This is a genomic window from Nitrosomonas aestuarii (genome assembly GCF_003046585.1).
In the GTDB taxonomy this organism is placed as follows: domain Bacteria; phylum Pseudomonadota; class Gammaproteobacteria; order Burkholderiales; family Nitrosomonadaceae; genus Nitrosomonas; species Nitrosomonas aestuarii.
Genome location: NZ_QAAE01000008.1, coordinates 20,107 through 42,036, shown reverse-complemented (window position 1 = coordinate 42,036; position 21,930 = coordinate 20,107). Strand labels below are relative to the sequence as shown.

Below are 21,930 nucleotides of genomic sequence, written 5' to 3'. Positions count from 1 at the left end.
CTTGGTTGATCTATATAGTGTGTAAAAAGTGCATTTTGATCACGCGGTGTTTCGGAATAAATCAATACTTGAGCTTTTTCTTCCTTTTATTCTCATACATCAAAGCGTCTGCTTTTGTTAGCAGATCATCGAGTGATGGGAAATCTTTGGCTCTTCCGGTGATTTTACCTTCGCTGTAACTTATTTTGTAGGGTTTATTGCTTTTGCTGTTGGCGGCATAGACGGCGTCAGCTAATCGTTTGAGAGCAGTATCGAGTGCGGCATCTGTTTGGTTTTGTTTGCTCAAGACCACAAATTCATCGCCACCTACACGTGCGATTGTTTCATAGCGGCGAAAGTTTGCTTTTAATAAATCGGCAAATTCGATAATCATTTCTGACCCAATTTGGTGGCCAAGCGAGTCGTTTATCTTTTTCAATCCATCCAGATCAAAATATAAAAGTATCAGTACAGAATCATTTCGTAAGCTTTCCAGAAAAGATTGCTTGCCAAGTATACAAAAAGCGCGGTGATTGTATAGGCCGGTCATTTCGTCTGTCAGCGCCAGTTTGCGCAAATCATTTTCCAAGTAACTGATTCTGTTTGCTAACCATAGGATAATAAAAAAGAAGATGAGTGACAGCAAAGTTGCTGAAAGCGCTATTCGAATTTCCTGGGTAGTTGAAAAATAATTAATGGCGCTGATAACAGCAAATGGGCCTATCAACGTCCAGGGCAATGTTACTCTGGCGGTATAACTGGCAATGCCGAGGCCAAGAAACAAGGAAAAAATTCCGCCTTGTATACCGCGAACAAAGTTTGCAAATGTCAATAAGCACATACAAAAAAATGTTTGGAAGGAAACCAGTGTTTCTGTTGAGTGACCATATAAGCTTGTTGCAGAAAAGAAATAGCCCGAGAAAATCACTAAAACCATTCCAATCAGCAATAGGGTGAGTATGTCGCGTATATTATTACGGTGCTTTTGGTCGGTCTTTGCAACAATAAAAGAAAAACCGAGCAAACAGAAAAAAACTGCTCCGTGTACAGTTATCCTGCCCGAAAACTTTGCGTAATTATCCGTTGTCAAGAAGGTTTCAATCGGAAGTGATTGGCCAGTAGTATGGCCATATAGTGAAGCCGTGGATAATATGATTACAATAAGCCCACAGAGGCGGATAATCAGAATATTTGAATTTTTCCGTATTAGAATTATGGCTATTGCACTGATCAGGATGCAAAGCGCAGCATTTTGTTTCATGAGCCACCAGTCCGCGGGCAGGAGTGCGCCAATTGAAGGAAAGAGCCAGCCTCCCAGTGTAATAATTGCGATACTTCCTGCTAATACCATGCTTGCAGTTTGTGCATAAAACAAACGAGACAAAAACCTTGGGTTTTGCTGTTGAAATTGATGATCAAGAAAATTATTCATGCGTGCTCGAGTTGAGTTGGATATGCACAGTACCAGCCTAAATGTGGCAGTTTTGTATGTTCATTATAATGTTGTTATTGACTAGCGGTCTATCGCATGTCGGTTTTTGGTTTGTTATTTTTTCGGCGATAACACTTCGTTTTTTTGCCTGTATTTGTAACTATTTACATCGATTATGTCGAATTCATTGTTTAAAGGCGTGCCAACAAGCAATCTGCAAAATTGTCAATGTACGTCATTATCAATCACTGGTAAAATATGACCTTTGGAAAAGGTTAAGTTAGTGTGCTAGCTAAGGGATAGCCTTTTAAAATAAAAATAATACATAGGCTTATTAATGACGATTCCTAAAAACGATACTTTTTTACGCGCTTTATTGAAACAACCTGTTGAATACACGCCTGTATGGCTAATGCGCCAGGCAGGTCGGTATTTGCCTGAGTACAATGAAACGCGCGCACGTGCCGGCGACTTTTTATCCTTATGCAAATCGCCGTCTTTAGCTACTGAAGTAACCCTGCAGCCGCTGGAGCGCTTCCCTTTGGATGCGGCTATTTTGTTTTCCGATATTCTGACTATACCGGATGCCATGGGTTTGGGTCTTTATTTTGCGCAAGGTGAAGGCCCGATGTTTGAACGGCCTCTGCGTCAGGAAAGCGATATTCAAGCATTAAAAGTGCCTGATCCAGATTCTGATTTGCGGTATGTGATGGATGCTGTTGCAGAGATTCGCAGCGCGCTTGATAACCGTGTCCCGTTGATCGGTTTTTCGGGCAGTCCTTTTACGCTGGCCTGCTACATGGTTGAAGGAAAGGGAGGTACAGATTTCCGTGAAATCAAAACAATGTTGTATAAGCAACCTGAATTATTACACCAGATATTGGAGAAAAATGCCCAAGCGGTAACTGCTTATCTGAATGCGCAAATTGAGTCGGGCGCGCAAGCCGTAATGATTTTTGATACCTGGGGTGGCGCACTGTCTCATACGGCATACCGTGAGTTTTCACTGCAATATATGCAACAAATTTTGGCTGGACTTAAGCGGGAACAAGCAGGTTTACGCATACCGAATATTGTCTTTACCAAGGGCGGTGGGTTGTGGCTGGAAGCGATTTCGGATATTGGTTGTGATGCAGTTGGTCTGGATTGGACAATTGATATTGGAGATGCGCGCCGCCGTGTAGGTGATAAGGTGGCGTTGCAAGGCAACCTTGATCCATCGATTTTATTTGCTTCACCGGAAATAATCACGAAAGAAGTAGAGAAGATTCTTACAAGTTATGGAAATGGCAGTGGTCATGTATTTAATTTGGGGCATGGCATCTCTCAGTTTACACCACCCGAAAATGCTGCCGCATTGGTAGAGGCCGTGCATGCACTGAGTCGTAAATTTCATTAATGTCTTGAGGCTGATAATTTAAAAGATTGACCCGAAAAAGTTGCAAAAAGGTGACATTGTGCATATTTTGATTATTGAAGATGATCTGGCTATTGCTGCCAATCTCTACGATTTTCTTGAATCACGTGGTCACAGCGTGGATGCGGCTGCGGATGGTGCATTAGGGCTTCATCTGGCGGTTACGCAACAGTTCGATGCGATTTTATTGGATCTGGGATTGCCCGGAATGAACGGCATCGCTTTGTGTCAGAAATTACGGCAGGAGTCTCAGATTGATACACCGATACTCATGTTAACTGCGCGCGACACATTAGAAGACAAGTTGATTGGGTTTGAGCATGGTGCCGATGATTATTTAGTTAAACCATTTGCGCTCAAGGAAGTTGAAGCGCGTCTCAATGCATTACACAAGCGTCATTCAGGGCGCGTTGCCAGTCGGATGCTGGAAGTTGATAATTTATCATACGACCCCAAAACGTTTTCGATACGTTTTGAAGACAAAGATGTTAAATTGCCGCCAAAATGTATTCGTTTGCTGGCATTGATGATGAGTGAGCCGGGGCGTGTTTTTAGCCGTAAGGAGCTGGAAGCAGAAGCATGGGAAGATACGCAGGAAACCAGCGACACACTACGCAGTCATATGCATGTCCTGAGGCGAGCTTTGTTACGTGCTGGCGGCTATGATCCAATTGAGACGATACATGGTATCGGCTATTGCTTAATTTCTCGTGCTCAAACTGACGATTGAACACGGATTGCGTCTGCGTGTTGCTAACGCGCTGGCGAATTTCTGCATTATGACTGTTGGTGCATTAGGTATCATTCTGTATGTGGCTTCTGACAACATTGAAGAAGCGCATATCAGGCAGGTAATGAAGATGGAAATGGATCACCTTGTCCACCGTTATCGGAAGCATTCTGATTTCTATTCTCAGATCGGTTCGCATCTCAAAAGTTACGTGATTCATCATGTCGATGATGAATTGCAAATTCCCTCCTATTACCGTGGATTACAAGCGGGCTATCATAGAATTTATTATGATTTTGAAGATATACATGTGCTGGTTCATTCCATTGACGATGTTAAATTTCTGGTTGCCTATCGGATTTTTCTACACAATCAGCGACTCAGTGAATTGCGGTTGTTGATTCTATTATCCTGGGTTGCTGTTGTCGCGATAGCATTTGTTGTGGGCTATGTTTTGGCGGGAATACTCGTCAAACAAGTGACCGATCTTGCGGAAAGAGTGAGATTACTTGCACCCGGTGATGTTCAGGGGGTGCCTTTGATGCAGTCTGACATGGATGAGGAGGTGGCACAATTGGCATTGGCGCTGGATGATTATCAGAACCGGATACGCCGTATGTTACAGAGAGAACAGGAATTTACCGCCAATATCAGCCACGAATTAAGAACACCGATTACCACCATATTAACAAGTTGCGAGTTATTGGATGCAGAGCCTGATCTTTCTGAAAAAGTTCGCTTGCGTATTAAACGTATTGAGGGAGCTACAAGTAGAATGGGGGAACAGCTGCAAGCTTTGCTATTTCTTGCGCGTGAACAGGCACTGGGGGTGATGGAACCTGTGGCTATTGAAGAATGTGTTAATGATGTCGTGGAGCCGCTGTATCCGGGAATCCACCGGAAGAAACTGAAATTTATTGTGAATATCAAACCAGACGTTATTATTCTGTTGAATCGTCAGGCACTGCATACAGCATTAACGAATTTGTTGCGCAATGCGATTCAATATACGGATGAAGGATATATACGGGTGGACTATAGCGGTGGCAGTCTGTCAATAACTGATACCGGTATGGGTATTGAACCTGCTTTTATTCCGTTGTTGTTTGAACGTTTTTTTCGCGGAACAACGCATGTGGAGGGGCTTGGAATCGGTCTCCCCATTGTCAAACGTATTTGCAATCATTATGGCTGGCAAATAGATGTTGAAAGTCAAAAGGGGCAGGGGACTACTTTCCGGATTACCTTTCCGCTTCAATTATCTTCGAATATTAAACTGACTCTGAAGAATTAATTTGCCAGCATCCGTATCAGGCAAATGTATTAACTATTCCAATGTGCCTGTTTGAAACAATACCTTTATCCAGGTGTGAATCAGATTCATCATTTGCGCCAAAAATACGTGCATTTCCTGTCGAATAAAGTGGGCGCTGTTCATCTCGTTGCTGGCGTTGGAATGACTCGGCGCCAACCATGACATCGCCCAGTTGAATGCCATTTTCTGCCATCAATTCACGTAATTTGGGTAATGAGGCTTCTATAGCCTCGCGTACGGCCAAATGCGGAGACACAAACTGAGCTGTTGCTTGTGTTCCGTTTTCACTTGTAAGGCTCAACATAATTTCAACAGGACCAAGATGAGCAGGGTTCAGCCGAAGTTCTGCAACCTGGTTTTGTTGATTGACGAGCCATACGATTTTTTGTGCAAATTCGCCATTCCACTTGGGCTGCCCAATTTGGGTGTCGAGACTGAGGCTATGTGGCGCAGCTGCTTGTGTAGATGATGGAGAGAAAATTTGTGCAAGATTGTTTAAACCGGAATGTTGTGTTGTATCAGAATCTATTTGAGATAATGCACTTGGTTCGTTGAGTCCAGACAATATTTCTTTATGAGTTTGCGTCGAAAATGACAGAATTTTTCCGTCACCGGCAGGATTTGCCGTTTGTAGAGAGTGCCATGAGCGAATATCGTCTAGAAAATCTTGCATAATTCCTTGCTGTGACCCCGGTTGAGATGACAGTAGAGTAGTAACTAAATTCTGACTCTGACCCAAACCCAGGGCTGGGTTCTTCATGTTAGTATTCAGTTGGTTTTGTGGTAGCACTGCAGTTTGATCTGCGCTGGTTACGCTGGTGGCATCGGTTGTTTGCTCTGTTTTTTCTGAAACCTCATCGCTCGCTGTGATATCAGTATTTTCAGTTGTTGTTGCACTCTTGTTATCCGTATGGGCGGTGTCGGTTTGTTTTTGAGTGACTTCTGTTTTTTCTGAAGTTTTATCGCTGGCTGGGTTTGCTGTGTGTTCAGCTGTTGGGGCGTTTTTCTTATCTGCGACTTCGTGCGCAAATATTTTGTCAAATTGCTCTCTTTTAGATTCATTTGAGCGCGAAATATCATTTGTATTTATAGCAGGTTGTTTTGTTTGAACTTGCGATTGCAAGGTATTAACTAAATTTAGCATAAATTTATCTCATAAAGACTGTTAAAAATCTTACTTAATAGAAAAGCAATATTAGTGCCATATTTGTGTAAATTCGGAATTCTTATTTTTCGTTGTTTGAGTTGTTCTGTATAAAACGATTGGATATGAACTCGTCAAGTTCTTTTTGTTCAGCCTTTGTCTGTATCAGTTGCGCTGTTTTTTGATAACGCTGTGATAATGTGTCGTAGGAATTGAGTCTGCGTTGACAAGACTGGTACTCGCTATTGCCCGTATTTCGGCTATTAACTGCGTGCTTGACTGCCAGTCTTTGCTCAGAGATGGCGGTATCTAGTTTGTCGACGAATCGAATGAAATTTTGCAATTCCACATGATTAATCCCGTTTTGCGAAAGGTTTTGCAAGCGGGTTTGATAACTTTGCCGGTATTGTAATAGTAAATTAAGTTTTTTTTCGGCCTCCAGATGCTGAAAATTTAACTTTCCTAATTTTTTCGCTGATTCTTTACTTTTCTTTTCAGCAAGATCCAGCAATTTTCTTAAAGTCAACGTATTCGGCATATTAAAATCAGATTAAGTTATTGGATATGCTTAATGTCAAATATTGAAAACAGATTTTTAATGCTGTCGTTATAGTTTTCCTGTTCAGCTATGCCTTGTTGCAGAAAATTCTCAAGTGTTGGATAAATCTTAATCGCTTGATCTAGTACTGGGTCGGAGCCAGGTACATAAGCGCCTACACTGATGAGATCATGGTTGCGCTGATAGTGAGAATAGATACGTTTAAATTTTCTGGCTGTTTCAGCTTGTTCCAGTGGCACGATGTTTGTCATGACACGACTGATTGACGCTTCAATATCGATAGCCGGATAGTGACCCGCCTCTGCTAATCTACGTGATAGCACGATGTGCCCGTCCAGAATTGCACGGGCACTATCTGCAATCGGATCATTATGGTCGTCACCCTCGGTAAGAACGGTGTAAAAGGCGGTGATGGATCCACTATTATCATTGCCATTGCCCGCGCGTTCCACTAACTGGGGTAACTTGGCGAAAACGGAAGGGGGATATCCTTTAGTCGCGGGCGGCTCGCCTATAGCCAGTGAAATCTCTCTTTGTGCCATGGCATACCGAGTAAGTGAATCCATAATCAATAACACATGTTTACCCTCATTGCGGAAATGTTCGGCAATGGCAGTTGCATATGCCGCACCCTGAAGGCGTACTAGTGGTGATGTATCTGCAGGTGCTGCAACAATGACTGAGCGTGCGAGTCCTTCACTACCCAATATGTTTTCAATGAATTCCTTGACCTCGCGTCCACGCTCTCCAATTAAACCTACAACAATAACATCTGCGCTGGTATAACGTGCCATCATGCCTAACAATACGCTTTTGCCAACGCCGCTACCGGCAAATAATCCCATGCGTTGCCCACGGCCAACTGTCAGTAATGTATTTATTGCGCGTACGCCTACATCAAGTGGTTGGGAGACTGGTGCCCGTTCAAGTGGATTAAATGGCCTGCTATAAAGCGGAACACTTTTTTCAGTCACGATTGGGCCCAACAAATCAAGTGGCTCGCCAATACCATTTAGAACCCGCCCAAGCAAATTATCCCCGACGCTGACATGTTTAGCTTGATCTGAAGCACGCCTGCGTGGATACTGTCGCGTTCCGATTTTAGGTGTATCTGTTGCAAGTTCTGTCGGTATTACCTTTGCGCCGGGTGTCAGTCCATAAATTTCGCTGGTTGGCATTAAAAATAAGCGTTCTTCCGAAAAACCAACTACTTCCGCTGAAACGGCGTTTCCGCTTGACAAGAAAATAGTGCAGCTACTGCCAACCGCCAGCTTGAGTCCAACTGCCTCCATGACCAGACCGGTAACACGTGTGATCGTGCCGGTTGGCAAGATTGGAGTGGAAGTAGCGATGAGTTGGCCACAGTTCTTTAAGAAATTACACCAGTTTTCATGGTGATCAATTATCTGATAATTATTTTTCGATCCAGTCATTTTTCTGGCCTATGGCTGCCAATATACGGCGCCAGCGTGTTTCTATATTTGCATCAATCTCGCCCCCGTTTGCTTCTATACGGCAGCCACCTTGCTCCAATTGGGTATCTTCACGAATTTCCCAGTTTTCCTGGGTCAGCTGTTCATTCATATGCTGACGAACGATTACTGCATCTTTGGGATGTAAAAAAAGGCGTAACTGTTGTCCGGTGCTGGGAAGCTGGAGAATGGCCTCTTGTACAATAGGCAAGATTAGTTCAGGATGAATTACGAGTGCCTGCGAGATCATTTTTTTGGTTAAATCAATGGCAAGCGTTAGAAGTTCTTGTGCAATCTGTTGATCAATTGTTTGAATTTTCTCATCCAAATCGGCAAAAATAGTATGAATCTGGTTGAGTTCTGCTTCTATCACCGATTCACCTTGCTGTCTGCCTTCTTGAAAACCACTTTTATAACCTGCTTCGTAACCTTTTTGATGGCCATTTTCTTCTGCTTTTTGAAACAGAGCTGTGATTTCTTCTTCTGTGGGAGACGTAGGGATATTTTTATCTGTGGTATTTTTCGGCTCGTTTGCTGCTGACATTTCTTTGTTCTGGAGATCCTTTGTTGAGGGTACTCCAGGCACGTCTAAAGAATCCAGTTTCCAGCGCTGGTATGATGTCAGGTTTGCTTTTGGAATGACAGTGGTTGTTTCCATTTAGAGTTTGTGTATTAGGTTTTTTGTATTAAATTGATTAATTTTATGTATGGTGCCACATTAAACATAACTGTCGTCGCCTTTGCCCCCTAGTACAATCTGTCCGCTCTCAGCCAGTTGACGCAGAGCTTTGAGTATTTCTTTTTGTTCCGCCTCAACTTCGGATACACGCACAGGCCCCTTGCCGTCAATGTCTTCTTTCAGCGATTCAACAGCACGTTTGGACATGTTCTTAAAGATCTTGTCACGAACTTCTTCTTGCGCCCCTTTTAGCGCGATTACCAGTGATTCCGACTGTATTTCGCGCAGTAGCAACTGAATGCCCTGATCATCAATATCAGCTAAATTGTCAAATACAAACATTTCATCCATGATTTGCTGAGCCAGTGTTTCATCATATTGTTTGATGTTATCAATAACGCTTGTTTCCTGTATCGTTGGTATAAAGTTCAGTATTTCCGCCGCGGCACGGATTCCTCCCATTGGTGCTTTGCGGATGTTATTACTTCCGGATAACAATTGAGTCAGTACATCATTCAATTCCCGTAGAGCTTCTGGTTGAATGCTATCTAAAGTTGCAATGCGTAATAATGTGTCATTGCGCAAGCGTTCCGGAAAAAGACTGAGTATTTCACTGGCATGATCGCGTTCAAGGTGAACTAGAATGGTTGCGATAATCTGCGGATGTTCGTTCTTGATCAGTTCAGCAATTGATGATGCGTCCATCCATTTTAGACCCTCAATACCGCTGGTGTCACCGCCATGCAGAATTCGGTCAATTAGATTTGCCGCTTTTTCATCACCCAAAGCATTTGTCAGTACCCTGCGGATATAATCGTTTGCACCTTGGCCAAGTGCAGTTTTTCCGCTGGCGCGTGTATTAAATTCTTCGATTGTGGTTTCTATTTCATTCTGGGTAATGTTTTGCAGGCTCGACATAGCGCTTCCCAGTTTTTGAACTTCTTTGGGCGATAAAAACTTGAACACCGAAGCTGCTTCATCTTCGCCGAGAGACATGAGCAAAATAGCGCTCTTTTTTAAACCATTATCATCCATTGCCATTCACCCATTCTTTTACAACATTGGCGACAATTGCCGGTTCATCAATAGCCAGTTGCTTGGCTTTTTGGAGGTTTTTACCAAATGCATTTTTTCTGACTTCTTCTTCAGTAAGCGACTTATCCAGTAAAGGTGTGCCATCTTCAGCCAGTTTCAAAGGTTGCCCCATTGCATCCACTGCTGCATCATTCGGTAATTCGGTTAGCTTCTTTTCTTTTAATTCCGGATTGTGTGCGAGTGATTTGAGGAACGGGCGCAGTATTTTCAACAGGAAAAACACTACAATGGCAGCAATTAATAATTGTTTGCCGATCTCTTGCGCCAATAAAATCATGTCTGGATCCTTCCACAACGGCACAGCCAGTGCTGTATTATCTGCATCGCTAAATAAACTGTTCGTAACCGTTAATGTATCTCCACGATCTTCGTTATACCCCATGGCATCTTTTACGAGATTATTGATTTCTCGGATTTCTACTTCAGATAGCGGTACATGCGTTATATTGCCATCTTCACCTACCGTTTTTCGATAATTGACAACAACCGCGGCAGATAATCGTTTGATATTTCCAGTTGGTAAATGGGTATGCTGAACTGTTTTGTCAACTTCATAATTGGTTGTAGATTCTTTACGTTGGTCAGAGGGTAGCGGCTCAGGTTTTTGTTCGCCATCTTCTCCTTCAATTTCGATTGGTGCAATTGCTGGTTCAGGCGGACGGTTAGTTAATGCACCTGGTATGCCGCCGTCAATTTTGTTGCCAGTTGACATTGATTCCATTGTTTGCTGACTACGAATCGAAGCTGCTTCAGTCTCTGTGTTGTTAGGCCGGTAAATTTCTTCAGCGCGTTCTATTCTTGAGAAATCTAAATCGGCGGTTACTTGAGCATGTACATTGGTAGCACCGGTAATGGGCGATAGTATCGCCTCGATTCGTCGCGAATAGCTTTTCTCAAGCTCGTGCAGATATTCCAGTTGATTGGCGTCAAACTTGGACTCGGGTTTTGTTTGTTCCTGTCCGCTGAGCAGATTGCCATTTTGGTCAACAACAGTAACATTTTGGACAGATAAGCTGGGTATGCTGCTTGAGACCAGGTGCACTATGGCGCTTACTTGTTCTTCAGCCAGCATTCTGCCCGGATATAGATTCAGTAATACTGAAACACTGGGTTTTTGCCTTTCTCTGGCAAAAACAGATGGCTTGGAAATAGCCAGATGTATACGTGCACTTTGAACTGCTGACAAAGATTGAACGGTACGTGACAACTCACCTTCAAGGGCACGTTGATAATTAACTTGCTCAAGAAACTGACTGGCGCCAAATTTTTGGTTTTCCATTAACTCAAATCCGGCCAGTCCACCTCTCGGTAATCCCTGGCCTGCCAGACGTAATCGGGCCTCATGAACCTGGTCACTGGGTATCAGAATGGCGCTACCGCTTTGTGAGAATTTGTATGGAACATTCGTTTGTTGCAACGAATTTATAATGTCAGCACCATCTTGATCTGAAATGTTGGAATAAAGCACCCGATAATCGGGTGATTGACTCCACATCCACGCACCTGCGAGCAATGCAATGATTGCCGCGATAGCAACCATAAATCCCAGTTTATTTTGGTTAGACAGTTGGATGAATTTGTCTAATCCGAATGATGTACTGGGTTGTACTTTTTTTGCTGTATTGGTTTCGCTAGGTATTGTGGCCACAAATGTTCTCCTGCTTAAGTCGTCATATTGTTTTTAAGTTTGTGAAAATTGTTTTAAGCATTTTTCATTTATAACAATCTCAGTCACTTTATTTATGGTTTTATATGTCGTAGATATCAATTTAATCCTTGAAGAATTTTGTCTAAACTGAGCACGGCAATTTCGACAGGTTCATTATCGAGAATTTTCATAATCATTGAATGCTCAAATAAGGCAGAATTGCTCGCTTTATTCAAGCCATGATGCGATCCGTTTTTAATGCTATTCTGCGTCTAATTTGGAAAAATAGTGTTGAATTCAGGATATATAATACAAATCAAATGATTGATATTGAGTCATCATCCTCAACTACCGTAGATCAGGAACAGCTTAAACTTGCATTTGACGCATTTAATGCGGCATCTGAGCAATTGTCGGGGGTGTATCAGGATTTGCAGCTGCAAGTAGAGCGGTTAACGTATGAGCTGGCACTTGCTAATGGTGAATTACATCGACAATTGTCAGCAAAAGAGGCACTGTCTCAAAAATTAACATTGTTATTGAATGCATTGCCCGGCGGTGTTATTGCATTAAATGCCAATGAACGGGTTGAGCAGGTTAATCCGGCTGCCAGTTTAATGTTGGGTGATCCGTTGGTTAATTTGTCATGGCAGAAAATAACCGATGAGCGTTTATTGCCCACCGCGATAGCCAATGAATGGAACGTTGAATGGCAATCTGGTGGAAATAATGCCATGAAGCAGCGTCGCATTCGCATAGAGAGCAGTCCTGCAGATTCAGCCGGTAGACGAATTTTACTGATTCACGATATTACTGAAGCATATGCAATGCAAGAACAGATAAGGCGTAACCAGCGTTTGACTTCAATGGGAGAGATGGCTGCAAATTTAGCCCATCAATTACGTACCCCGCTCTCTACGGCTTTGTTATACGCCTCACATCTGGGTAATGATGCATTAATGCCGGGTGAACGGCAAAAATTTGCAACTAAAACGATTGAACGACTAAAGCACCTGGAGCACCTGACAGGCGATATGTTGCGTTTTGTAAAAGGCGAGACCGCTCAGTTCAAACCTGTTGAAATAAGTGCTTTATTAACGGAATTGCAACAGGTTATTGAACCGCAAATCAAACGTTCCGGTATGTTTTTTAATATCCATGATCATAGTCAAGGTGTAAATTTGATGACGGATCGTAAGGCATTATGTGGTGCATTTATTAATTTGCTTGAAAATGCAGTGCAAGTCTCTGCAGTGGGTGATGAAATTACTCTGAGCTGTGATTTGAAAAATAACGATGTAGTGTTTAGAGTACATGATAACGGCACGGGTATTGACAATATGCACCAAGAACACTTGTTTGAGCCGTTCTTTACGACACGCACAGAAGGAACGGGTCTGGGGCTGGCTATCGTGCGTGCTGTCGTTCAGTCTATGGGCGGGTCTATTGAAGTTAATTCGACACCTCAATTGGGCAGTGAATTTATCATACGGTTACCCAGGACTATCAAAGGTGGCGGGATCGCAGGAGATGAAAGAGACGCAGGAGGTTATAGCAATGGATAAATTACCTGTTCTGGTTGTGGAAGATGATCAAGATTTGCTGGAAGCAATCTGCACCACAATGAAGTTGTCAGGGTATCAGTCGTTTGCCGCCTCTGACGGTGTTGAAGCAATGACTTTGCTGCAAGAAAACGAGGTCAGTATGGTGGTCAGTGATGTTCAAATGAAGCCAGTCGATGGACTTGCATTGTTACAACAAATTAAAGCATTCAACCCGGATTTGCCGGTGTTGTTGATGACGGCCTACGGTGAGGTCGATAGAGCCGTTGCTGCTATGCGCAGTGGTGCCTGTGATTATTTGTTAAAGCCCTTTGAGCCAAATAGCTTGTTGGCATACATCAAGCAATATGCAATGACTTGCCCTGAAAGTGAAAATTACATGATTGCTAAAGATCCGTGTATGCGCGCTTTACTATCCCTGGCCAGACGTGTTGCCAAATCACCGGCAACTGTTTTGCTTACCGGCGAAAGCGGTAGCGGAAAAGAAGTAATTGCCCGTTTCATTCACCAGAATTCAAATCGTTTAGAAAAACCTTTTGTTGCGATTAATTGTGCCGCAATTCCTGAGAATCTTTTAGAAGCAACATTATTTGGCTATGAAAAAGGTGCTTTTACCGGCGCTACTCAGGCGCAGGCCGGAAAGTTTGAGCAGGCACAGGGCGGCACTTTGCTGCTTGATGAAGTTTCGGAGATGTCGCTGGAATTACAAGCAAAATTGCTTCGTGTATTGCAGGAAAGAGAAGTGGAACGTGTTGGTGGACATAAAATTATCAAGTTGGATTTTCGTCTTTTAGCAACTTCCAATCGTGATATGCTTGCTTTGGTAAAAAGCGGCAAGTTCAGGGAAGACTTGTTTTACAGATTGAATGTCTTTCCGATTGAAGTCCCTTCACTAAGAAAAAGACCTCAGGATATCGAGCCATTGGCACAGCATTTTATAAAAGCAGTCAAGGTAGATTGCACACAACCGTATACATACCAATTGTCAAATAAAGCAATTACAAAACTGACACAATATCAATGGCCTGGCAATGTCAGGGAACTTGAAAATGTGATGCAGCGCGCCATGATTTTAGCAACAAATACGATTAATGCTGAACATATTTGTTTGCCAGAGATGGATGTGAGTTTACAGCAAACTGATCGTTTTATTGATGCAACACCGCTGGATATGAAGACGTTGGAGCGCAGACATATCCTGGATACACTTGAAGCTGTTAATGGTTCGCGCAAATTGGCCGTTCAGAGATTAGGAATTTCCGAACGAACTTTACGATACAAATTGCAGCAATATCGAGTGCATAGTCCTTAAATATGTCATTTGTTTGAAATTTTTACCATTGTTTTTATATGATGAACGGTTAAACGTTTGTTTTTTTGGGTTGGTGAACGCTGATGATGGATTCTAATTATGGATAGATCTGGAATAGATAATATACTTGAGCAATTACAGGCAACTTCAGTACTTGCTTCTGGCGTAAAAAAAAGGGCAGAAGATAATGATGCGGTCAAAGTTGACTTTGGCGAGACATTGAAAGACGCTGTTGATAAGGTGAATAACACACAGCAGACGGCAAAACAGTTGAGCAAGGATTTTGTAAGTGGAGAATCCAATACGGATTTGCACGAAGTGATGATTTCTTTACAAAAAGCCAATGTGTCTTTTCAGTCTATGGTGCAGGTACGTAATAAGCTAGTCACTGCCTATCAGGAAATTATGAACATGCAAGTGTAATACGCTTTATATTTAATTTACCTGATTTGTCATAATTCTGTCGGTACAATTCAATTGATGCCAGAAATATCGTATATGTGGTAGCTATCCCATGGTTTTTCAATTCCCTTTTATTGAATAAAAAAACATGTTAGGTGATTTGGCTAAAAGAGAAGGGCTTTGACTTTGCAACAGAAAGAAGATTTATTTGCACACCAGGATACGCTTGCGAGGTTGCATGAGGATATTCCCTTATCAGATAAGCTAAGCTTTATACACCAGATTATTCTTCAGGATTTTCCTTTTATAAGTCGTGTGGCTATTGCTTTGTTTGATGAACAAACAGAGATGCTCAAGACCTATGCGCACAGTACCGAAGGCGATGAGCATCCTTTCGTTACCTACGAGGCCCCACTTGATGCTGCGCCATCATTACGCGAAATCATTCAACACCGTCGCCCGCGTTTGGTACAGGATTTGAACATTTTTACCAAAGGTAAGCATGAGCATACCAAGAGAATAGCTGCCAAAGGTTACAAAGCGAGCTATACAATGCCACTTTATCAAAGTGCCGCTTTTGTTGGCTTTTTATTTTTTAACTCACTCGAGGAGCATCCTTTTACACCGAAAGCATTACGTCAGATTGATATTTATGGACACTTGATTGCACTCATGGTAATCAATGAACTGGCAGCCATTCGAACACTCGTTTCTGCTGTGCAGGCAACACGCAGCATGACGCATTACCGCGATATTGAGACGGGCTTGCATATTGAACGCACTGCACATTATGCGCGTCTCATTGCTCGCGAGCTGGCGGTCGACTATAAAATCAGCGATGAACAGATTGAACATATTTTCTTGTTTTCTCCGCTACATGATATCGGCAAGATCGGTATTCCAGATAGTATTTTGCGTAAACCCGGCAAACTGAGTGATGAGGAATTCAGCATAATGAAGACACATCCGGGAAAAGGTCGAGAAATCATTGATTCTATTCTAGAAGACTTTAGTTTATATGCTTTGGGTCATGTAAATATCATGCGTAACATTGCTGAATATCACCATGAAGCGATAGATGGCAGTGGTTATCCAAAAGGTTTGAAAGGGGATGAGATTCCAATTGAAGCGCGTATCAGCGCTGTTGCAGATGTGTTTGATGCTTTGACTTCACGCCGTGCATATAAGGTGCCTTGGAGCAACGAAAAAGCTTTTGCTTTGCTGCAACAACTATCCAATAGCAAACTGGATCGTGACTGTGTGAAAGCGCTATTAAATAATCCAGACAAGATATTGGAAATCCAGCAGCGCTTCCGTGACGATGAACTTGTTTGATCTGATCTATCCGCTTCGTATCAGTTTCGGTGCGTCCATTTTTGCACGACTAGACTGCCCCTTTATCGCTCTCAACATTGACTATGCTACGTACCGTACGCAATAAACGGTCTATCGGTAATAGAATGGCAATTGCTTCGGCATGGAGTCCGAACAGCCTGTAAAACGACAACCATGGTTACCATGCCTGCGCTAGCGATACCGGGTGTCCCGCTGCAGCTGACATGACATTAACGAATACAATCAACTGTTAGATCAAACTTTTAGCTCTCGATACCCACCTGACCCGCGATGAAAAGTACTGTAATGGCCTCGTATAGAGCGGTGTCGCCCATATTCATCGTGGTGCCGAGTGGAGAATAATAAATCCCGCAATATCGCGTTTAACGTGCAGATGTTGCTCGACGCTGGAGCTGGTGGCGAAAGTGGTAATAAGCGCTTCACGTATACCCTGCCAGAATTTAAACGATGTCATGCCGGTTGTCAGATAAAGAGTTAAAGGTAGTACTAACAGGCCATGCAGTAATGTGGTGCCTGTTACGATTGCAACAAACTTGATTAAAGTGGTGAGCAGGTTGGTATCCTCTGCGGTCACCAGCTGTAATAGTAATGCCAAATGGTACGAGACGCTTGATCCTTCCTTCCAGTATTAGAATCAATTTCAGAAACTCCTGCATCAATATCAGAATATTTCGATAACGATGACCACCAATGCAATTCCCAGCAATAAAGCAAATTCCACAACGGCCAGTACATTGCCATGCGTCAGTGCTGCGATCGGGGGTTGGAACAATGAATGAAGAAATGCACCAAAAACTCTGCTGATGACCTTTGTGTAGCTTGAAAATTCTGCAAAGCTTACTGAACCATGGCCAGTTATAGTCCGCCGCATGGTTTCAGCTGGTTAGTGCCTGCCAAACCCAGCAGAAGCGCCAGCCAAATTGTTAACACAAAGAATCCAAGCGTTCCTTGCTATACCCGATTCATTCGCCGGTGAGCACGCAGATTGGGAACGCTGGCAATAATCGATGTAAACACGAGTGTAATCAATACTATACGAAGTAAGTCAATGAATAATGTGCGTCTCAGTTTGGCCATGTACAAGCAAATGTATGTTGTAGTCAACGCGCTTTTGAGGACATTTTGTTATTGTCAGTTTCTTTCATGCAATCGTGTATATGTTTATGTTTTTATATCATTTTCGATATGCTACATTTCTTGAGTCTGGTTTGACTTTGGTTGTTATGACCATGCTGTTTACAAGCAATCCGGTATGCACCGGTTTTATTGGGTCACAGGTTGCATCCATCAAGTACTAGTCGTTTATTTACCTTGAAAATGGCAAAAATGAGAGATTGGCCGTTTTGAAGCACTTGGTCACTCTGTTATGATCTCTATATAACTAATAATATGATAAATATGGTATTTATGAATATGAGTCAATTATATTTTTTACAAAAGCATTCAGAAATGAGCTAGCATTAACATGCTTAATTTTTAAGACTATACTTCGTTTTTGTCGCCAGTTTTTCCTTGTAACGTCTGCTGCGAAAGCGTTTTTCAATAACTCGTCAAAGATGGTGAACGCCTTTTCTGCGGTTTAACTGGTTAGTTGTTGAAGTGGCTTTATTTCATCACAGATCTAATTGATTATTGAGATTATCAGATCCCAAATCTGGGAGTTGTATTTTGGGCAATAGGCGAAAAACTCCAATTTTATTGCGATTTACAGCTTTGTCGTCTTAAGAGTAGTGATTTCACTACATATTTTTTAGATAGAATTTATAAAAGTAGTTTTTTGCCAGAACCTAGTATGGCATACAATACCTGCTACCACTATCGCGCTGTAAGAATTAACATTATGAAAAACTATTTCCTATTACTATTTACTTTATTCGTACTATTAACAGTTCAAAATCTTAAAGCTGACAAAATTGCACCAGAAAAAATAATTGGCGCACATACTATTTCAACAGGAACAGCCAAATTATTGTTGGATCGAGGCTATCCCTTTGTCGATGTGCGCGGTAAATCTGATTTTGACAAAGGACATCTGCCTGGTGCGTATCATCTTTCTGTTAAAAGCGATGACTTTTCGGCCAAAAACTTAAGCAAAATTGCAGCCAAGGATGTGGCAGTTATCTTTTATTGTAATGGTATAACGTGTCTCGGCAGCGCTATGGCTACGGAACAGGCGGTTCTGTGGGGATGGGAAAAAGTATTTTATTATCGTGAAGGGTATAAAGCCTGGCAGGCGGCGGAATATTAGTTTTCCTGATTTCATACTGTTTTTTTGGTAAAATACGCATTTAATTAACTAATATTATTGGAGTTATTTGATGGCAATTGAAAGAACTTTTTCCATTATCAAACCAGACGCAGTAGCAAAAAATGTGATTGGTCAGATTTATTCACGTTTTGAATCAAATGGATTAAAAATAATTGCCGCACGCATGACTCAGCTTTCCAGAGCTGAAGCAGAACAGTTTTATGCAATACATCGTGAGCGCCCCTTTTTTAATGATCTGGTTAAATTTATGATTTCCGGTCCTGTGATGGTGCAAGTGTTAGAAGGAGAGGACGCTATCAGAAAAAATCGTGAGTTGATGGGAGCAACGGATCCTCAAAAGGCCGAAAAGGGAACAATCCGTGCAGATTTTGCTGACAGTATTGATGCGAATGCCGTGCATGGTTCAGATGCGCCTGAGACGGCCGCTGTTGAAATTTCCTGTTTTTTTCCAACATTGGAAATATATACCCGTTAATTTCGATAATTTCTATGTATTCAAAATAATTTGTGACAGTTAATTTACTAGATTATGATAGAGAAGGTCTCATTGATTTCTTAACAGAAATCGGTGAGAAGCCTTTTCGCGCCAGGCAAATATTGAAATGGATACATCAGTTTGGCAGATCTGATTTTGCTGAAATGAGTGATCTGGCGAAAGAATTAAGAGAAAAGCTTTCAAAGCTTACCGTTATTTCAGTGCCGGAGATAATACGTGATCATACTGCTGCTGATGGCACGCGCAAATGGTTGCTATCTGTTGGAGCAAGTAATGGTATCGAAAGTGTTTTCATACCCGAAACAAATCGTGGCACATTGTGTGTCTCCAGTCAGGTTGGCTGTGCCTTGGCCTGTGCTTTCTGTTCTACGGGGAAACAAGGATTCAATCGTAATTTGACAGTAGCTGAAATTGTCGGTCAGTTGTGGTTAGCCGATAAATTGCTTAGGGAAAGCACAAACATTCAATCCTCACTTCTAGCTCAACAGGACTCATTCGTGCCGCAGACATTGCATTCTCCACGCATGGTCAGCAATGTCGTGATGATGGGCATGGGTGAGCCGCTTGCAAATTTTGAAAATGTGGTAACCGCATTGAACCTGATGTTGGATGATCATGCCTATGGACTATCCAGGCGGCGTGTGACAGTCAGCACATCAGGGTTGGTTCCTGCAATGGACCGGTTGCGTGAGCGTTGTCCGGTGGCCTTGGCGGTATCACTGCATGCCCCGAATGATGCTCTGCGTGATTATCTGGTGCCCATTAATAAAAAATATCCGATTAAAGCGCTGTTGGCAGCATGCCAGCGTTATCTACAAGTTGCTCCAAGAGATTTTATTACATTTGAATATGTAATGCTGGATGGTGTTAACGACAGTGTTTCCCATGCAAAAGAATTGGTGAAACTGGTTAAGGATGTGTCCTGCAAATTTAATTTGATTCCTTTTAATGCTTTCCCGAATTCTGAATTTAAGCGTTCATCGTCAGAGTCGATTCGTGTTTTCCGTGATATCCTGATGCAAGCTGGACTGGTGACAACGGTACGTAAGACACGGGGAGATGATATTGCAGCTGCTTGCGGTCAATTGGCCGGACAGGTGCGTGATAAAACACGCCGAACAGGCAAAATTACCCTGGAATCGATGCGATGAAGTTATCAACAGGGTACGTTTCTATCAAGCATCTAGGATTAGTCGGGTTTGTTGTTTTGCTACTAAGTGTTTTTTTAGTCGGTTGCGTGCATGAACCTACAAAAGCGAGCCTGACTCCGGATCAGATTGCTGCGCGTGCTGAGAAGAGTGCGCGGATTCATACAGAACTGGCTGCCGAATATTTCTATCGTGGGCAATATAAGGTGGCACTTGAAGAAATCGACGAAGCGCTGAAATCAAGCGCCGATTATGCACCTGCTTTTAGTATGCTTGGATTGATATATATGGAACTGGAAGAAGATGGTAAGGCGCAGTCTTACTTTGAGCGTGCATTGAGATTTGAACCAGGCAATCCCGAAATACATAACAACTATGGCTGGTTTTTGTGTCAGCGACTCCCTGAGCAAATGGATAGAGCGATTCGTCATTTTATTACGGCGTTGCGAGATCCGCTCTATGATACTCGCCATATTGCTCATGCCAATGCGGGTATTTGCGAGCTGAAACGAAACAATTTTTCTGAGGCATCTTTATATTTTCGTGAGTCGCTCTCGTTTCAACCCAACTATAGGCCTGCATTGGTAGGATTGATTGAAATAGATTTTCAAAGAGGGGACGTTGCAATGGCTCGCTCAAAACTATCCGAATTCATTCAAAAATTTCAGCCGATAGCCAGAGGGTTGTGGCTGGGAGTACAAATAGAACAGGCTGCTGGTAATTCACGAGCGGCGGAAAGTTATCTTTTTCAATTACAAAAAAATTTCCCTAATTCTAAAGAAGCCAAAGCTGTAAGAGAAGGTGCTTTGAAATGAATGATCATATGGATAACAGCAAAAACAAACAATCTGGAGATGGTAATCAGGAGGATGCTGTAACGGAACAAAGTGAAAGAAATAATAAAGTTGGTATAGGATCAGGGTCTGTGGTTCCAGAAGCCGTTCGGGACCCAATTCAGAATCTGCACAAATTTGACAACGCTGCTGATGATTATGCAGCCCGGAGAACAGCTGTAGAGACTGAGTCTGAAATCAGCCGGTTCTTAAAAACAGAAGATCACTCTGAGGCATATAAAGATGAGACACTGAACTCTGCAAGTGTTGTTCAAGGTGTTGGCCATATGTTACGTAATGCGCGTATAGCTAAAAATATGAGTGTTGATGATATTTCACGCCAGTTGCGGATATCTATCCATCAGGTTGAATCAATTGAAAAAGAAAATTTCGAAGAATTGCCAGGGCGTACTTTTGTGCGTGGTTTTGTTCGTAATTACGCGAATCTGATGCAACTGGATGCTGCTGCAATCGTAAAATTGTTGCCTGGACCGACAACAGTTGTTGCTAATGTTGAGCATACGCCATTTAAAGTTCAGGAAATGACGTCCTCATCGAGAGATGGCAAAAAGCTAAATAGTACTTTATTCATTATTATCATAATGATATTTCTGGCATTAACCGGCTACTTCCTATATGAGAAAATACCGTTCTGGCAACAGACAGAACAAAGCACAGATCTCGTAATACAGCAGGAAAATGGCCAGACAGCTGTTGAACTACAATTACCGTTGCCATCTTTGAAATTATCAGAGAAACCGGAGGAGGCTACGCAGTTCAAGCAGAATTCTCTAACATCGATGGGTGCTGTATCCGCAATCAATACATTTGGAACGCTTACTTTTAATTTTTCCGCCGATGCGCATGTCAAAGTTACAGACGGTAACAATGATATTGTTTTTGAACAAAATAATAATCAGGGAACGCAACAGAGAGTCAGTGGAAAAAAACCCTTGTCGGTTGTTATCAGCGATGCGTCGGCTGTAGAAGTCACCTATAATGATAGGCAGATTGATATTAAACCTTATACCAATACACAAAATGGCAGTGCACAATTAATGCTTGAATAATCAATCCTGTAA

At 42.4% G+C, this 21,930-nt stretch carries 21 protein-coding genes; 12 read left to right on the top strand and 9 right to left on the bottom strand.

Annotated features, from left to right (window positions below; all coding sequences use genetic code 11):
- Window positions 1–61: 61 nt before the first annotated feature.
- Window positions 62–1,411: a GGDEF domain-containing protein gene (locus C8R11_RS08490; RefSeq protein ID WP_107795330.1), complete on the bottom strand. Its 1,350-nt coding sequence runs from the start codon at window positions 1,409–1,411 to the stop codon at window positions 62–64.
- Between the two features lie 337 nt (window positions 1,412–1,748).
- Between C8R11_RS08490 and hemE the strand changes: the two genes are divergently transcribed.
- The 3 genes from hemE to C8R11_RS08475 are packed head-to-tail and all read left to right on the top strand — an operon-like array spanning window position 1,749 to window position 4,852.
- Window positions 1,749–2,810 carry a uroporphyrinogen decarboxylase gene (gene hemE / locus C8R11_RS08485; protein ID WP_090702169.1) on the top strand — a complete coding sequence of 354 codons (1,062 nt, stop codon included), beginning with the start codon at window positions 1,749–1,751 and terminating at the stop codon, window positions 2,808–2,810.
- A 58-nt stretch (window positions 2,811–2,868) separates the two neighbouring features.
- Window positions 2,869–3,558 carry a response regulator transcription factor gene (locus tag C8R11_RS08480; protein ID WP_090702186.1) on the top strand — a complete coding sequence of 230 codons (690 nt, stop codon included), beginning with the start codon at window positions 2,869–2,871 and terminating at the stop codon, window positions 3,556–3,558.
- The gene (locus C8R11_RS08475) at window positions 3,539–4,852 is read left to right on the top strand and encodes a sensor histidine kinase (RefSeq protein ID WP_107795329.1); all 1,314 of its coding nucleotides are present in this window, start codon (window positions 3,539–3,541) and stop codon (window positions 4,850–4,852) included. The genes C8R11_RS08480 and C8R11_RS08475 overlap by 20 nt, the downstream gene beginning before the upstream one ends.
- Window positions 4,853–4,868: 16 nt before the next feature.
- Here the strand turns inward: C8R11_RS08475 and C8R11_RS08470 are convergent, their stop codons facing one another.
- From C8R11_RS08470 to fliF, 6 genes are all read right to left on the bottom strand, one after another.
- On the bottom strand, window positions 4,869–6,017 hold the full coding sequence (locus tag C8R11_RS08470; RefSeq protein ID WP_107795328.1) for a flagellar hook-length control protein FliK: 1,149 nt from the start codon (window positions 6,015–6,017) through the stop codon (window positions 4,869–4,871).
- Window positions 6,018–6,099: 82 nt separating this feature from the next.
- Entirely contained in the window at window positions 6,100–6,555 is a 456-nt protein-coding gene (gene fliJ / locus C8R11_RS08465) for a flagellar export protein FliJ (protein WP_107795327.1), read from the bottom strand.
- Between the two features lie 17 nt (window positions 6,556–6,572).
- Complete coding sequence (fliI, locus tag C8R11_RS08460) at window positions 6,573–8,009, bottom strand: flagellar protein export ATPase FliI (RefSeq protein ID WP_107795326.1); 1,437 nt, start codon at window positions 8,007–8,009, stop codon at window positions 6,573–6,575.
- Window positions 7,990–8,706: a flagellar assembly protein FliH gene (locus C8R11_RS08455; protein ID WP_107795325.1), complete on the bottom strand. Its 717-nt coding sequence runs from the start codon at window positions 8,704–8,706 to the stop codon at window positions 7,990–7,992. The genes fliI and C8R11_RS08455 overlap by 20 nt, the downstream gene beginning before the upstream one ends.
- A 60-nt stretch (window positions 8,707–8,766) precedes the next feature.
- On the bottom strand, window positions 8,767–9,762 hold the full coding sequence (gene fliG / locus C8R11_RS08450) for a flagellar motor switch protein FliG (RefSeq protein WP_107795324.1): 996 nt from the start codon (window positions 9,760–9,762) through the stop codon (window positions 8,767–8,769).
- Entirely contained in the window at window positions 9,755–11,470 is a 1,716-nt protein-coding gene (fliF, locus tag C8R11_RS08445; RefSeq protein ID WP_107795323.1) for a flagellar basal-body MS-ring/collar protein FliF, read from the bottom strand. Before fliF ends, fliG begins: the two co-directional genes overlap by 8 nt.
- A 320-nt stretch (window positions 11,471–11,790) precedes the next feature.
- Between fliF and C8R11_RS08440 the strand changes: the two genes are divergently transcribed.
- From C8R11_RS08440 to C8R11_RS08425, 4 genes are all read left to right on the top strand, one after another.
- Window positions 11,791–13,035: a sensor histidine kinase gene (locus C8R11_RS08440; protein ID WP_107795403.1), complete on the top strand. Its 1,245-nt coding sequence runs from the start codon at window positions 11,791–11,793 to the stop codon at window positions 13,033–13,035.
- Complete coding sequence (locus C8R11_RS08435; RefSeq protein WP_107795322.1) at window positions 13,028–14,344, top strand: sigma-54-dependent transcriptional regulator; 1,317 nt, start codon at window positions 13,028–13,030, stop codon at window positions 14,342–14,344. Before C8R11_RS08440 ends, C8R11_RS08435 begins: the two co-directional genes overlap by 8 nt.
- 99 nt (window positions 14,345–14,443) lie before the next feature.
- On the top strand, window positions 14,444–14,767 hold the full coding sequence (gene fliE, locus C8R11_RS08430) for a flagellar hook-basal body complex protein FliE (protein ID WP_107795321.1): 324 nt from the start codon (window positions 14,444–14,446) through the stop codon (window positions 14,765–14,767).
- Window positions 14,768–14,926: 159 nt separating this feature from the next.
- A complete protein-coding gene (locus C8R11_RS08425; RefSeq protein ID WP_244907611.1) occupies window positions 14,927–16,081 on the top strand; it encodes an HD-GYP domain-containing protein in 1,155 nt (384 codons plus the stop codon).
- Between the two features lie 337 nt (window positions 16,082–16,418).
- Here C8R11_RS08425 and C8R11_RS16705 read toward each other — a convergent pair whose 3' ends face one another.
- Together C8R11_RS16705 and C8R11_RS16700 are read right to left on the bottom strand one after the other, a co-directional pair.
- Window positions 16,419–16,697, bottom strand: a complete 279-nt coding sequence (locus C8R11_RS16705) for a cation:dicarboxylate symporter family transporter (RefSeq protein WP_244907610.1) — start codon at window positions 16,695–16,697, stop codon at window positions 16,419–16,421.
- Window positions 16,698–16,763: 66 nt separating this feature from the next.
- Window positions 16,764–16,973 (bottom strand): hypothetical protein, encoded by a 210-nt coding sequence (locus C8R11_RS16700; protein WP_244907609.1) that lies wholly within the window; start codon window positions 16,971–16,973, stop codon window positions 16,764–16,766.
- A 969-nt stretch (window positions 16,974–17,942) separates the two neighbouring features.
- Between C8R11_RS16700 and C8R11_RS08415 the strand changes: the two genes are divergently transcribed.
- The 5 genes from C8R11_RS08415 (at window position 17,943) to C8R11_RS08395 (ending at window position 21,918) form a co-directional block, all read left to right on the top strand.
- A complete protein-coding gene (locus C8R11_RS08415; RefSeq protein WP_181258206.1) occupies window positions 17,943–18,350 on the top strand; it encodes a rhodanese-like domain-containing protein in 408 nt (135 codons plus the stop codon).
- 70 nt (window positions 18,351–18,420) lie between these two features.
- Window positions 18,421–18,846: a nucleoside-diphosphate kinase gene (ndk, locus tag C8R11_RS08410; RefSeq protein ID WP_090702146.1), complete on the top strand. Its 426-nt coding sequence runs from the start codon at window positions 18,421–18,423 to the stop codon at window positions 18,844–18,846.
- A gap of 32 nt (window positions 18,847–18,878) precedes the next feature.
- Window positions 18,879–20,018, top strand: coding sequence for a dual-specificity RNA methyltransferase RlmN (rlmN, locus tag C8R11_RS08405; protein ID WP_107795319.1), 1,140 nt, complete (start codon window positions 18,879–18,881; stop codon window positions 20,016–20,018).
- The gene (pilW, locus tag C8R11_RS08400; RefSeq protein WP_107795318.1) at window positions 20,015–20,830 is read left to right on the top strand and encodes a type IV pilus biogenesis/stability protein PilW; all 816 of its coding nucleotides are present in this window, start codon (window positions 20,015–20,017) and stop codon (window positions 20,828–20,830) included. Before rlmN ends, pilW begins: the two co-directional genes overlap by 4 nt.
- Window positions 20,827–21,918, top strand: coding sequence for a helix-turn-helix domain-containing protein (locus C8R11_RS08395; protein WP_107795317.1), 1,092 nt, complete (start codon window positions 20,827–20,829; stop codon window positions 21,916–21,918). The genes pilW and C8R11_RS08395 overlap by 4 nt, the downstream gene beginning before the upstream one ends.
- Window positions 21,919–21,930 lie beyond the last annotated feature (12 nt).